Consider the following 12299-nt stretch of genomic DNA (forward strand, 5'->3'; position numbering starts at 1 on the left):
CGCATGAGCCTGCGCGTCGCGATGCCCCTCCGCCTGTCCGACGGCTCCGCCGATGCCCGCATCGACGCGGCCAACCGCATCTTCGACGACGTCGCGGCCCTGGCCCGCGCCGCCGGGCTCGACGTGGACCTCGTCGACGTCGTCGACCTGACCGGGGTCGACGGCGTGATCCTCCCCGGCGGCGGCGACGTCGATCCCCTCCGCTACGGCGGGGCCGTCATCGACGCGCTGTACGACGTGAATCCCGAGCAGGACGAGCTGGACTTCGCGATCGCGCGCGCCGCGCTCGATGCGGGACTCCCGGTGCTCGGTGTCTGCCGCGGCCTGCAGGTGCTCAACGTGCTCTACGGCGGCACGCTGGTGGAGGATCTCCCCCCGACGTCGATCGTGCACACCGACGACGATCGCGGGTGCGCCCCCGGCGACGAGATCGCGTGGTCGTGGCATCCGGTCGAGATCGCTGCCGGGTCGCTGCTCGCGGCGCACACGGGGGCCGGCGCGATCTCGGTGGCCTCCGGCCACCATCAGGGCATCGGCGCGCTGGCTCCGGGGCTGACCGCCGTCGCCACCGCTCCGGACGGCCTCGTGGAGGCCGTGGAGGATGCCGCGCGCGGCGTGATCGCCGTGCAGTGGCATCCCGAGGCCGCCGCGACGCCCGCGCACCTCGCGCTCGCACCCTTCGCCGCCTTCGCGCAGCTCGTGCGCCAGCGGTCGACCGCCGCCGCCCTCTGAACCCATCGCGACGCGCCCGCGTCGCTGCTACGGCGCCGGCTCCAAGACGTCGCCTCGCCCGCCGACCACGACGTAGCCGGCGTACTTGGCCGCACGGCCGTCGCCCGCCGTGCGCCCGCGCAGCCGCCGCCACACCCACGGCAGCGCGTCGCGCCGCAGCCAGGTCCCTTCCGGGACAGGTTCGTCGTCGGCATGGAACGAGGCATCCAGGCCGCCCAGCGTCTCGGCATCGGGGACGCCGAGCGCCTCGGCCGCCCGGTAGGCGACCAGGCGGTGGCCACGCGAACGCAGGTGGACCCGATCGGCGGCCCACAGCGCGGGGTCGCTGACCTCCGGGTGGGCCTCGAGGTCGAGAAGGCGCGCGCCGGTCGCCGCCGCGACACGGCGCAGCTCGGCGTTGTAGGCGCTGAAGCGGCGGGCGAAGACGAGGGCGAGCCGCCGGCGGGGCAGGAACGGCGTCACCAGCAGCACGTCGCACCCGGCGGCGCGCAGCCGCGCGATCGCCGGCACCAGCCGCCCGGCGAGCGCCACCGGGTCGACCCGGCCGCCGACGAGGTCGTTCGCGCCGACGAGCACCGAGACGAGGTCGGGGCGAAGCGCCAGGGCGGCCGGCACCTGCACGTCGACGACATCGGCGATGCGGCGGCTGCGGACCGCGAGGTTCGCGTAGCGGAAGCGGTCGCGCTGCGCGTGCGCCAGCAGGTGCGCCAGCCGATCGGCCCACCCCCGGAACTGTCCGGGCGCCATGCGGGAGTCGTCGCACAGCCCTTCGGTGAGCGAGTCTCCGAGCGCGACGTAGCGTCGCACGGCGCGCGCGGGGCGGGCAGGGGCGGTCTCGGGTCGGGACGCGCCGCGCACGAGCAGGTTGTCGTCGATGGTGCGCAGCTGCACGGCGTGCTCGTAGTGCCCGACGAGCGCGCAGACCATGGCCTCCCAGGTGCGTCCGCCGATCCCCTCGCGCGCCGCCGCCGCGAACGCGCGCCGCTTCGCGCCGTCGCCGGTCAGGTCGGCCACGCGCGCCCGCATGTCGGCGAGGTCGCCCGGTCGGTAGAGCCAGCCGTCGATGCTCGACCGCACGAGGTCGACCGGTCCGCCCACGCCCGTCGCCACGACCGGCACCCCGCTGGCGAGGGCCTCCTGGATGGTCTGGCCGAAGGTCTCGCTCTCGCCGGGATGCACGAACACGTCGAAGCCGGCCATCGCCTCGGCGAGCGCCGCACCGTCGAGGCGACCGGTGAACACGGCGCCGGGCAGCGCACGCTCGAGACCGGCGCGGGAGGGTCCGTCTCCGACGATCACCAGGCGCGTATCCGGGATGTCGGCGAGCGCCCGCAGATCGTCGACCTGTTTCTCGGGGGCGAGCCGCCCGACGTAGCCGATGATCGACTCCCCCGGCGCGATGCCCGCCCGCCACGCTGCGCTGCGCCGGTGCGGGGCGAAGCGCTCGGCATCCACTCCTCTCCCCCACAGCCGGAGGCGGTCGACCCCGAGCTGCTCGAGCTGGCGGATCGATGCCGACGAGGGGGCGAGGGTCACGGTGGCCCGGCGGTGCAGGCGCGAGATGTGCGAGGACACCAGGGCTGTGGCATGCGGCATCCCGTACCGGTGGGCGTAGGCGACGACGTCGGTCTGGTAGATCGCCACCGTCGGCACGCGCAGCGCATCGGCGGCGGCGAGCCCCTGCCAGCCGAGCACGAACGGCGACGCGAGATGGATCACGTCGGGGTCGAACTCCCGGAGGATGCCGGTCAGCCGCGAGGCACGGGCGAACACGACCCGCACCTCGGGGTAGCCCGGGAGCGGGACCGAGCGCAGCAGCTCGGTGCGCGCCCCGCGGAGGTCTGGCGGCAGATCCGGCTCGTCGCCGGCGGCGCGGGGGGCGATCACCAGGGTCTCGTGCCCCGCGCGCTCCAGGTGGCGCAGCACATGCAGCACGGAGCCGGTCACCCCGTTCATGTGCGGGAGGAAGGATTCGGCGAGGACCGCGACTCTCACGATTCCAGGGTGACGGGCTCTGCGCGGCCGGGCGGCCGCAATGGGGTGCGGTCGACGAGAGTTCACCGGATGCACCGCGGCCGGTCACCGCTGGTCCGTCGTTCGGATGCCGTTCACCGCCGACCGGTCGGAACCGCGGGACCGCGGGCACGGCATCCCCCGCAGAGCGAGGCGGGTGTCGGCGCGCCACGCCAGGATGGAGAGGTGCTCCCCCACCTCGCCGCCCCCGGGTACGATCCCGGCTTCCTCACCGCACGCGTGCCGCTGCCGACGCCGACCGACGCGCGCGCCACGCGCACGCTCACCTACCCGCGCTTCACGGTGCTGCTGGATCCCGCGCGACGCCTGGCCGTCATGACCGGCGTGAACATCGACGGCGCGCTCCTGCGCGACGTGCCGCGCTCCGGGGACTGGGATCTCGACCCCCGCGTGGCGGCCGACGAGCAGGCCGGTCCGGCCCTCTACGCGCGCAACGACCTCGACCGCGGGCATCTCGTACGACGGCGCGATCCCGGGTGGGGCGGCGCCGCCGAAGCGCGGGCGGCGACCGAGGCGACCTTCGTCTACCCGAACGCCGCACCGCAGGTGAACGTCTTCAACCAGTCGAAGGATCTCTGGCTCGGGCTCGAGGACCACGTGCTCGAGTACGCCGACGCCACCGACCAGCGTGTGTCGGTGTTCACCGCGCCGGTGCTCGCCGACGACGATCCCGAGTACCGCGGCATCCGCGTGCCCCGTCGGTTCGTGAAGATCGCCGCCTGGGCCGGGGAGGCGGCGGCGGGCCCGGCGCTGCGCGCCGCCGGCTTCGTGCTCGATCAGTCATCGCTGCTCGACCGGGTGCTCGGGATGCCGCGCGCGGCCGATCTCGGCGCGTATCGCACCTTCCAGGCGCCGATCGACGAGATCGCCGCGCTCGCCGGCCTCGATGTCGAACCGCTCGCCGCGGCCGACGTGCTCGCACCCACGGCGGTGCGTGGAGGAGACGCGTGGCGTCCCCTCCACGCACCGGAGGAGATCGTGCTCGGCTGAGGGCCTACTCGCCCGCGAGCCCGCCCAGGAGGTGACCGAACGACCGGCCCTCGCCGAGGTAGTTCGCGGGGTCGAACGGGTCGGCGCTGGCCGCCGGCTGACGGCGCTCGATCGCCTCGGCGAGCTCGCGGGCACCGCGCTCGATGCGCTCTCCCAGGGGCGCGACGCTGTCGGCGGAGGCCCCCAGTCGCTCGACGCGGCGAAGACCCCGGTCGACACCGGTTCGGCGTGCAGGTACGTGAACAGCGGACGGATCGCGTAGTCGATCGCCAGCGAGTGACGGGCGGTGCCCGCGTTCGCTCCGATGAGCACCGGCTTGCCGGTGAGCGCGTCCGGGTCGAGCACGTCGATGAACGACTTGAACAGACCCGAGTAGCTCGTCGAGAAGATCGGCGTGACGGCGATCACGGCGTCGGCCGAGACGACGGCGTTGACCATCGACTCCAGCGCGGGCGGCGCGAAGCCGGTGAGCAGGTTGTTCGTGATGTCGTGCGCGTAGTCGCGCAGCTCGAACGTGTCGATCTCCACCTCGATGTCGCGCTCGGCGAGCTTCGCGGCCGTCGCGCCGGCGAGTCGGTCGGCGAGCATCCGCGTCGAGGAGGGGTTGGAGAGTCCGGCCGAGACGACCGCGATGCGACGGGCGGAGGCGGTGGTCATCTCAGGCCCCCTTCCGGCCGAGTCCGAACGCCGAGCCCGCAGGCGCGGGGGTGTCGGCGTACGGGCTGTCCCCGACGAGGTTGTCGCCGCGATTGGCGCCCGGCACTGCCTGGCGCGGAGCCTCATCGCCGTACTTCGCCTTCACCAGGCCGGCGTGCGTCGGCGCGTCCGGAACCTGCGCGGGGCGGTTCTTCTGGAGCTCCCGGCGGAGCACCGGCACGACCTCGCCGCCGAGGATGTCGAGCTGCTCGAGCACGGTCTTCAGCGGCAGGCCGGCGTGGTCGATCAGGAAGAGCTGACGCTGGTAGTCGCCGTACGTCTCGCGCATCGACGCATACCGGTCGATCACCTGCTGCGGCGAGCCGACCGTGAGCGGGGTCATCTCGCTGAAGTCCTCGAGCGAGGGACCGTGTCCGTAGACGGGGGCGTTGTCGAAGTACGGGCGGAACGTGCTGACGGCGTCCTGCGAGTTCTTCGCCATGAACACCTGTCCGCCGAGGCCCACGATCGCCTGCTCGGGGGTGCCGTGGCCGTAGTGGGCGTACCGCTGCCGGTACAGCGTGATCAGGCGCTGGTAGTGCTCCTTGGGCCAGAAGATGTTGTTCGCGAAGAAGCCGTCGCCGTAGTACGCGGCCTGCTCGGCGATCTCGGGCGTGCGGATCGAACCGTGCCACACGAACGGGGCGACGCCGTCGAGCGGACGCGGCGTGGAGGTGAAGCCCTGCAGCGGGCTGCGGAACTGCCCTTCCCAATCCACCACGTCTTCGCGCCACAGCCGGTGGAGCAGGTTGTAGTTCTCGATCGCGAGCGGCAGGCCCTGGCGGATGTCCTTGCCGAACCAGGGGTAGACCGGACCGGTGTTGCCGCGGCCGAGCATGAGGTCGGCGCGCCCGCCGGAGACATGCTGCAGCATCGCGTAGTCCTCGGCGATCTTCACCGGGTCGTTCGTCGTGATGAGCGTGGTCGCGGTGGAGAGCACGAGCCGCTCGGTCTGCGCGGCGATGTAGGCGAGCGTCGTGGTCGGAGACGACGACCAGAACGGCGGGTTGTGGTGCTCGCCCAGGGCGAAGACGTCGAGGCCCACCTCCTCGGCGTGCTTGGCGACGGTGAGGGTGTTGCGGATCTTCTCCGCCTCACTCGGCGTGGTGCCGGTCGTCGGGTCTTCGGTGATATCGCTCACCGTGAAGATGCCGAACTGCATTCCCGGCCAGGTGGTCTCGTTCACGAACGTCTCCGCTTCTCGCACGCTCCGCGGTGTCTCCGCTCGGCGTATCTATTCAAGTGAATGTACCTGTGAAACGCGTGCACCGCCAATGTATTCCCGCCTCGCCGTCAAGCCCACCGTGCGCACGATCGGGAGCAGGATAGGGTCGAGGCTCGCATGACCGATCAGACCCGCGACGCCGCCGCAGCGGCATCCACTCCTCCACCCACGACGCGCGCGACCGGGACGCACCGGACCGTACGGCCGAAGCGGCGCACGCCCTACTGGGACAACGCCCGCTTCGCCTGCATCGTGCTGGTCGTGCTCGGTCATGCCGTGCAGCGCCTCACCTACGACTCCGACATCGCGCTCGGGCTCTACCTGCTCGTGTACGCCTTCCACATGCCCGCCTTCGCCATCATCTCCGGGTACTTCTCCAAGTCAGAGTCCCCCGGCCCTCGGCAGATGGCGCGGGTGATCACCGACATCCTCGTGCCGTACGTGATCTTCGAGGGCCTCTGGGCGCTGACCAAGTGGCTCGTCGAGGGCCAGGCCGACCCGAATCTCACCCAGCCGTCGTGGACGCTGTGGTTCCTGCTGGCGCTCGGGATCTTCCGACTGGTGCTGCCCTACCTGGCGCTGCTGCGCTGGCCGCTGCTGTGGACCCTCGTCATCTCGATCGGCGCCGGCTACCTGCCCAACATCGATTCGACCTTCTCCTTGTCGCGCACCCTGGGCCTGCTCCCCTTCTTCACGCTCGGCTGGTGGCTGCGCGAGCACGACATCGTCGACCGGCTAGACCTGCTCCGACGGCGCCCGTGGTGGGTGACGGGCACGGCGATCGGCGTGTTCGCGGCGGCCGGCTGGTCAGCGTGGTTCTTCATCGACAGCTGGCGCGCCATGAACCTGCGCGAGTGGCTGTTCTACGACGAGAACTACTCCGCCATCGGCGGGACCCAATGGTGGGCCGGCGGGGTGCGGCTCGCCCTCATCGCGGTCGCGCTCCTGCTCAGCATCGCCTTCTTCGCCCTCGTACCCCGCGGCGCGCACTGGTGGACGACCTACGGCCAGTACACGATGTACGTCTATCTGCTGCACTCCTTCGTGCTCTACCCGTTCCGCGAGTCGGGCGTGCTGCGCGGCCTCGATCCGACCTGGCTGTGGCTGCCGATCGTCATCGTCGCCTCGGTGCTCATCGCCCTGGGCCTGGCCACCAAGCCCGTGCGCACCGTCTTCCGGCCCCTCATCGAGCCACGCCCGGCCTGGCTCTTCGCCGACCCGACGCTGGCCGCGCGCGAGGGGCGCCGCGACGACCCGACGGGGTCGCGGCGAGCCGGCATCCGCCGCCCCTGAGGATTCCGCGCACAGGGTCTTGTGCGCACCCCGCGGTAACCGTCTGCAACACGCGGGCGGCAGGACCGGGCATCCCCCTAGCCTCGGGTCATGACCGAGCTCACGCTGCCGATCCTCGACCTGTCGCTGCTGGACCGCGGTCCCGACGCGGCCGCGGAGTTCCGCGCCCAGCTGCGCGCGGCGACGCACGATGTCGGCTTCTTCTACCTCACCGGCACCGGCATCTCCCCGGAACTGGAGGCGCGGATGCATCGCGCCGCGCGCGCGTTCTTCGCGCTGCCCGAAGACGAGAAGCTGGCGATCGAGAACGTCAAGAGCCCGCACTTCCGCGGCTACACCCGCATCGGCGGCGAGCGCACCCAGGGGCGCATCGATTGGCGGGAGCAGATCGACATCGGCTCGGAGCGCGAGGCGGTCGCCGCCGCGGACGCACCCGATTTCGCGCGACTCATCGGCCCGAACCTGTGGCCGGCCGCGCAGCCCGGGCTGCGCGAGGTCGTCGAGGAGTGGCAGGACCACCTGATCGGCGTGGCCCGCCGGCTGCTGCGCGCCTGGGCGCTGGCGCTCGGCGCCGAGGAGGAGTACTTCGACCGGCACTTCGGCGAGCCCTCGACGCTGCTGAAGATCGTGCGCTACCCGGGCACCGACGACCCGACCCCGGCTCAGGGCGTGGGTGCGCACAAGGATTCGGGTGTGCTCACGCTGCTCTGGGTCGAGCCGGACAAGGGCGGGCTCCAGGTGCAGCGGGAGGGCGAATGGGTCGACGCTCCCCCGGTGCCGGGGGCATTCGTGGTCAACATCGGCGAGATGCTCGAGTACGCCACGCAGGGATATCTGATCGCGACCGACCATCGCGTGGTCTCTCCTCGGTTCCCCGAGGACCGCATCTCGGTGCCGTTCTTCTTCAATCCGGCTCTGGATGCTCGGCTGCCGCTCATCGACCTGCCGGCCGCGCTCGCCGCCGATGCCCGCGGAGTCACGCGCGACCCCGCGAATCCGATCCACGCACTCTACGGCGAGAACGCGCTCAAGTCACGGCTGCGCGCCCACCCCGATGTCGCGGCGATCTGGCACGCAGACCTCGTGGCTGACCGCGCGGCGGCATCCGCCTGATCGAGCCTCTCCGCGCCGGAGAACGACGAAGGCCTCCCCACACCGTGGGGAGGCCTTCTCAAGAATGTTTCGCGCGATTGAACGCTGGTGCGCTGCTTATCGACGAAGACCGAGACGCTCGATGAGCGAGCGGTAACGGTTGATGTCGATGTCCTGCAGGTAACCCAGCAGGCGACGGCGCTGACCGACGAGCAGGAACAGACCACGACGCGAGTGGTGGTCGTGCTTGTGCTCCTTGAGGTGCTCGGTGAGGTCCTTGATGCGCTGCGTCAGCATCGCGACCTGCACCTCGGGGGATCCGGTGTCACCGGGGTGCGTCGCGTACTCTTCGATGATCGCCTTCTTGACGTCTGCTTCCAGTGCCATAGGTGATCCCCTTCCTCTTTGCTGCGCGGCGCCCGACGCCTGATGCGCGGGCTCTCTTTCTCCGCGGCCGATCTAACGGCAACCTGAAGAGTCTACCAGCGCGTGGGCCCGGGGTCGAATCCCCTGCGGACCGTAGCGGAAGCGGCATCCATCGGCGGATAACGGACGTGGCACTGCCCGACCGGCTCCGAGGTCGCCGGCCCGGACTACAGTCGCCGACATGGCCACCCTCTCCGCTCCCGTCGTCGCGCCGCGCGCCGTGTCGAACGCGTCGATCGCGCTGCAGTTCTCGCTCGCCGGCATCGTGTGGGGGTCGAGCTTCCTCTTCATGAAGGTCGCGCTCACCGGCATCGGCCCCGCACAGGTGGCGTGGTCGAGACTGGCGCTCGGGGCGCTCGCGCTCGGTCTGTTCGGGCTGGTGCGCCGCGAGTCGCTCCCCCGCTCGCTGCGGGTGTGGGGGCACATGACGGTGCTCGCGATCACATTCTGCGTCGTGCCGTTCCTGCTGTTCTCGTGGGCGCAGCAGCACGTCACCTCGGGGCTCGCGAGCATCTACAACGCCACCACGCCCATCATGACGGCGGTGATGGCCGGGGTCGTGCTGCGCGTCGAGCGCCTGCGGGCGGGACAGATCGCCGGCATCGCTCTGGGCATCCTCGGGGTGATGGTCATCATCGCGCCCTGGCAGGGGCTCGATCTCTCGCAGAGCATCGTCGCCCAGCTCGCGATCCTCGGCGCGACAGCCTGCTACGGCTTCAGCCTCGCCTACATGCGCCGCTTCACATCCGACACCGGGATGAGCGCGCTGACGTTCTCGTTCCTGAACATCGGCATCGCCGCCGTCATCATGACCCTGCTGGCACCGGCGATCGCGCTGCAGCCGGTGCGCCTGGACCCCTGGATCATCGGGAGCGTGCTGCTGCTCGGCTGCCTCGGCACGGGGGTCGCCTACGTGTGGAACCAGAACACCGTGCGTGCGTGGGGCCCGACCCGGGCATCGACGGTCACCTACATCACGCCGCTGGTCGGCATCGTGCTCGGGGTGTTCGTGCTCGGCGAGCGGCTCAGCTGGAACGAGCCGGTGGGTGCGCTGGTGGTGTTCATCGGCATCCTGCTGGCGCAGAACCGCCTGCGGCTGCGGCGCCGCGCGCCCCTCGACGCCGCGGGCTGAGACGACGAGAGTGGATGCCGCGCCGGGCGCGGCATCCACTCTCGTGTTCTGCGTCAGGCCTGGAACGAACCCTGCAGGTCGAGCGTGATGGTCACGTCCTTGCCCACGAGCACGCCGCCGGTCTCGAGCGCGGCGTTCCAGGTGAGGCCGAACTCCTCGCGGTTGACGACCGTCTTCGCGGTGGCGCCGGCCTTGTAGTTGCCCCACGGGTCAGTGCCGAAGCCGCCGAACTCGACCTCGAAGGTGACGGGCCGGGTGGTGCCGCGGATGGTGAGGTCGCCGTCGACGAGGAAGTCGCCGCCCTCGTAGCGCGCACCGGTGGACGCGAAGGTCATCGTGGGGTGGGCCTCGGTGTCGAAGAAGTCGGCCGACCGCAGGTGGTTGTCACGACCCTCGTCGTTGGTGTCGACCGAGGTCACGTCGACGCTCGCCTCGACCTTCGCCTCGAGCGGGTTCTCCGGCGCGGTGATCGTCGCGCTCTTCACACCGAAGGTGCCGCGCACCTTCGAGATCATCATGTGGCGCACGCTGAAGGTGACCTCGCTGTGCGAAGGGTCGAGAACCCAGGTGCCCGCCTTGTAGCCCGGGACGTCGATCGTGGTGGTGTCGGTAATGGTTCCTCCGTGTTGGATGCTGGGGGCGCCGCGATGGCGTTGACAGGGGCCAACGACGCACGCCCGGCAGTCTATTCCCATGAATGGAAAATTCTTCGCGGACGTCCGGTGACCGGCGGCCGGGAACGACAGAGGGGTGGATGCCGCACGCGCGGCATCCACCCCCCAGAAGCGGTGTCGGCTCAGCCGACGGCGATGAGGTCGATGACGAAGATGAGGGTCTTTCCGCCGAGGAAGTGACCGCCGGCGGGGCCGTAGGCGAGGTGCGGCGGGATCACGAGCTCGCGCCGGCCGCCGACCTTCATACCCGGGATGCCGTCCTGCCAGCCCTGGATGAGGCCGCGAAGGGGGAACTGGATGCTCTCGCCGCGGTTCCACGACGAGTCGAACTCCTCGCCGGACTCGTACTCGACGCCGGCATAGTGGACGGTCACGGTGTCGCCGGCCTTGGCCTCGGCGCCGTCGCCCACGATGATGTCGCGGATGACGAGGTCTGCGGGGGCCGGGCCCTCGGGGGCGTCGATCTCGGGCTTTGTGCGGTCGCTGGTCATGGGTTCCATCCAAGCACGACGGGCGTGCGCGCGCAGGTCTGTTCGCTGTGCGCGGGATTCCGCGGAAGCCGCCGCAGGAGCCTCGGCCAGGGGTTGACACCCCCTCGGGGCGTCGGCATGCTGAGTACAAGACAAGAGACCAACTCAGCGCCCGGGAGACACGCAGGCATCGCCGCGGCACCGGGCGCTGAGTCCTTTCCCGGGCCGTCGATCTGCGGAACCCGGCCCGGAACCCGTCCGGCAGCCGCCCGGCCGCGGCTACGGCGCGAAGAGCGCCGCACGCGCGGCGGCCGTGCGGGTCAGCAGCACCCGTTCGTCGTCCGCGGCCTGCGGATCGCGGCCCGTGAGGGCGCGCTGGCGGGCCGCGGCGAGCGCGGTCGCGTCGGCGATGAACTCCGTCATGAGCGGGCGGCGGTCACCGCGCAGCGTGCCCGCCCACGCCATCGCGGCGCGCCGGCCGGCGGGCGTGGCGAGCATCTCGGCCTCCTGGGGCGTGAACCAGCCGGCATCCGCGTACTCGCCGAGCCGGCTGCGCGTGAGCCGCGCCTCCTCGCGCCGCAGCGCGATCACGCCGATGATGAACAGCACGAACAGCGGCACCTGCAGCGTGACATACAGGGCGAAGAAGTCGCCCAGCACCGCCGAGCCGTTCCACAGCGCGTGGAGCACGATGGCGCCGGTGACACCCAGCATCCACGGCACGATCGCGCCGCCGGCGCTCGCCCCGCGACGCGCGGCGAGGCCGACGGCGAAGCCGGTGACGCTCGTGAACATCACGTGGGCGAAGGGCGAGAGGATGCCGCGCACGAAGAACGTGGTGGTGAGGTCGGCGGCGCCCCCTTCGATGAGGGCGATCGCGAAGTACTGGATGTTCTCGGTGAAAGCGAATCCGGCGCCGATGAGGGCGCCGTAGACCACGCCGTCGACGGGACCGTCGAAGGTGCGCCGCGCGGTGGCGAGGATGAGCAGCACGCCCAGGCCCTTGCCGACCTCCTCGACGATCGGCGCCTGCACGATCGCGGTGACCGCCTCGGCCGCGGGAGTAGTGTCGGCACCGAAGACCAGCGACAGGAGCAGGTCGACGCCGAGAGCGATCGCCACAGCCGCGATGCCGCCCCACGCGAGGGCGAAGATCACCAGGCTCCAGGGCTCGGGCTCCCAGCGGTCGACGATGCGCACCGCCCAGACGACGCCGACCAGCGGCACGATCGCGACGATCATTCCGACGATGGATGCCGCGGGCCCCAGCGCATCGAGGAAGTAGCCGACGAGTCCGACGAGCACCAGCACGAGCACGCCCAGCAGCCAGATCGGCGCCGTGCGACCTGCCCGCGGACGCACCGGCACGGTGCCGGCGGTGGCGGGGGCAGCCGGGATCGGGGCGGGCCGGGCGACCTGCGGCTGCGCGAACGGCGACGCGAACTCGGCGGGCGGCGGGGTCAGCGACGGACGGGACGGGCCAGAGTCGGGTTGGCTCATGCGCACAGCCTATGGGTGCAGGAGTTGCAGGGGCC

At 71.3% G+C, this 12299-nt stretch carries 11 protein-coding genes and 1 pseudogene; 5 read left to right on the forward strand and 7 right to left on the reverse strand.

The features are described 5' to 3' along the window. Positions 1 to 3: 3 nt before the first annotated feature. Positions 4 to 732 (forward strand): gamma-glutamyl-gamma-aminobutyrate hydrolase family protein, encoded by a 729-nt coding sequence (locus HQM25_RS10965; protein ID WP_172990265.1) that lies wholly within the window; start codon positions 4 to 6, stop codon positions 730 to 732. A gap of 27 nt (positions 733 to 759) precedes the next feature. On the opposite strand, the gene HQM25_RS10970 is transcribed toward HQM25_RS10965, so the two are convergent. Further along, positions 760 to 2727: a glycosyltransferase gene (locus tag HQM25_RS10970; RefSeq protein WP_217275141.1), complete on the reverse strand. Its 1968-nt coding sequence runs from the start codon at positions 2725 to 2727 to the stop codon at positions 760 to 762. A 204-nt stretch (positions 2728 to 2931) separates the two neighbouring features. On the opposite strand from HQM25_RS10970, the gene HQM25_RS10975 reads away from it, so the two are divergent. After that, positions 2932 to 3756 carry a DNA/RNA non-specific endonuclease gene (locus HQM25_RS10975; protein WP_254359291.1) on the forward strand — a complete coding sequence of 275 codons (825 nt, stop codon included), beginning with the start codon at positions 2932 to 2934 and terminating at the stop codon, positions 3754 to 3756. Between the two features lie 4 nt (positions 3757 to 3760). Here HQM25_RS10975 and HQM25_RS10980 read toward each other — a convergent pair. Both HQM25_RS10980 and HQM25_RS10985 read right to left on the reverse strand, forming a co-directional pair. Further along, positions 3761 to 4413, reverse strand: a pseudogene (locus tag HQM25_RS10980) (FMN reductase). 1 nt (position 4414) lies between these two features. After that, positions 4415 to 5614, reverse strand: a complete 1200-nt coding sequence (locus HQM25_RS10985) for an LLM class flavin-dependent oxidoreductase (RefSeq protein ID WP_172991629.1) — start codon at positions 5612 to 5614, stop codon at positions 4415 to 4417. Between the two features lie 180 nt (positions 5615 to 5794). On the opposite strand from HQM25_RS10985, the gene HQM25_RS10990 reads away from it, so the two are divergent. Together HQM25_RS10990 and HQM25_RS10995 are read left to right on the forward strand one after the other, a co-directional pair. Continuing rightward, the gene (locus HQM25_RS10990) at positions 5795 to 6970 is read left to right on the forward strand and encodes an acyltransferase family protein (RefSeq protein WP_172990267.1); all 1176 of its coding nucleotides are present in this window, start codon (positions 5795 to 5797) and stop codon (positions 6968 to 6970) included. A gap of 90 nt (positions 6971 to 7060) precedes the next feature. Next, entirely contained in the window at positions 7061 to 8083 is a 1023-nt protein-coding gene (locus HQM25_RS10995) for an isopenicillin N synthase family dioxygenase (protein ID WP_172990268.1), read from the forward strand. A 96-nt stretch (positions 8084 to 8179) separates the two neighbouring features. Here the strand turns inward: HQM25_RS10995 and rpsO are convergent, their stop codons facing one another. Next, positions 8180 to 8449, reverse strand: a complete 270-nt coding sequence (gene rpsO, locus HQM25_RS11000; RefSeq protein WP_005048780.1) for a 30S ribosomal protein S15 — start codon at positions 8447 to 8449, stop codon at positions 8180 to 8182. A 220-nt stretch (positions 8450 to 8669) separates the two neighbouring features. Between rpsO and HQM25_RS11005 the strand changes: the two genes are divergently transcribed. Next, positions 8670 to 9620, forward strand: coding sequence for a DMT family transporter (locus tag HQM25_RS11005; RefSeq protein WP_172990269.1), 951 nt, complete (start codon positions 8670 to 8672; stop codon positions 9618 to 9620). A 53-nt stretch (positions 9621 to 9673) separates the two neighbouring features. On the opposite strand, the gene HQM25_RS11010 is transcribed toward HQM25_RS11005, so the two are convergent. The 3 genes from HQM25_RS11010 to HQM25_RS11020 form a co-directional block, all read right to left on the reverse strand. Beyond that, positions 9674 to 10234, reverse strand: a complete 561-nt coding sequence (locus tag HQM25_RS11010; protein WP_172991630.1) for a YceI family protein — start codon at positions 10232 to 10234, stop codon at positions 9674 to 9676. A gap of 182 nt (positions 10235 to 10416) precedes the next feature. After that, positions 10417 to 10785: an FKBP-type peptidyl-prolyl cis-trans isomerase gene (locus tag HQM25_RS11015; RefSeq protein WP_172990270.1), complete on the reverse strand. Its 369-nt coding sequence runs from the start codon at positions 10783 to 10785 to the stop codon at positions 10417 to 10419. Between the two features lie 258 nt (positions 10786 to 11043). After that, positions 11044 to 12264, reverse strand: coding sequence for a PrsW family intramembrane metalloprotease (locus tag HQM25_RS11020; RefSeq protein WP_172990271.1), 1221 nt, complete (start codon positions 12262 to 12264; stop codon positions 11044 to 11046). Positions 12265 to 12299: the final 35 nt, after the last annotated feature.

The sequence above is a fragment of the Microbacterium hominis genome (assembly GCF_013282805.1).
Taxonomy (GTDB): Bacteria; Actinomycetota; Actinomycetes; order Actinomycetales; family Microbacteriaceae; genus Microbacterium; species Microbacterium hominis_B.

Excerpts from the sequence above, each read along its gene's own strand:
- HQM25_RS10965 (WP_172990265.1), top strand. The coding sequence starts at position 4 with ATGAGCCTGCGCGTCGCGATGCCCCTCCGCCTGTCCGACGGCTCCGCC.
- HQM25_RS10985 (WP_172991629.1), bottom strand. The coding sequence starts at position 5,614 with ATGCAGTTCGGCATCTTCACGGTGAGCGATATCACCGAAGACCCGACG.
- HQM25_RS10990 (WP_172990267.1), top strand. The coding sequence starts at position 5,795 with ATGACCGATCAGACCCGCGACGCCGCCGCAGCGGCATCCACTCCTCCA.
- HQM25_RS10995 (WP_172990268.1), top strand. The coding sequence starts at position 7,061 with ATGACCGAGCTCACGCTGCCGATCCTCGACCTGTCGCTGCTGGACCGC.
- rpsO (WP_005048780.1), bottom strand. The coding sequence starts at position 8,449 with ATGGCACTGGAAGCAGACGTCAAGAAGGCGATCATCGAAGAGTACGCG.
- HQM25_RS11005 (WP_172990269.1), top strand. The coding sequence starts at position 8,670 with ATGGCCACCCTCTCCGCTCCCGTCGTCGCGCCGCGCGCCGTGTCGAAC.
- HQM25_RS11015 (WP_172990270.1), bottom strand. The coding sequence starts at position 10,785 with ATGACCAGCGACCGCACAAAGCCCGAGATCGACGCCCCCGAGGGCCCG.
- HQM25_RS11020 (WP_172990271.1), bottom strand. The coding sequence starts at position 12,264 with ATGAGCCAACCCGACTCTGGCCCGTCCCGTCCGTCGCTGACCCCGCCG.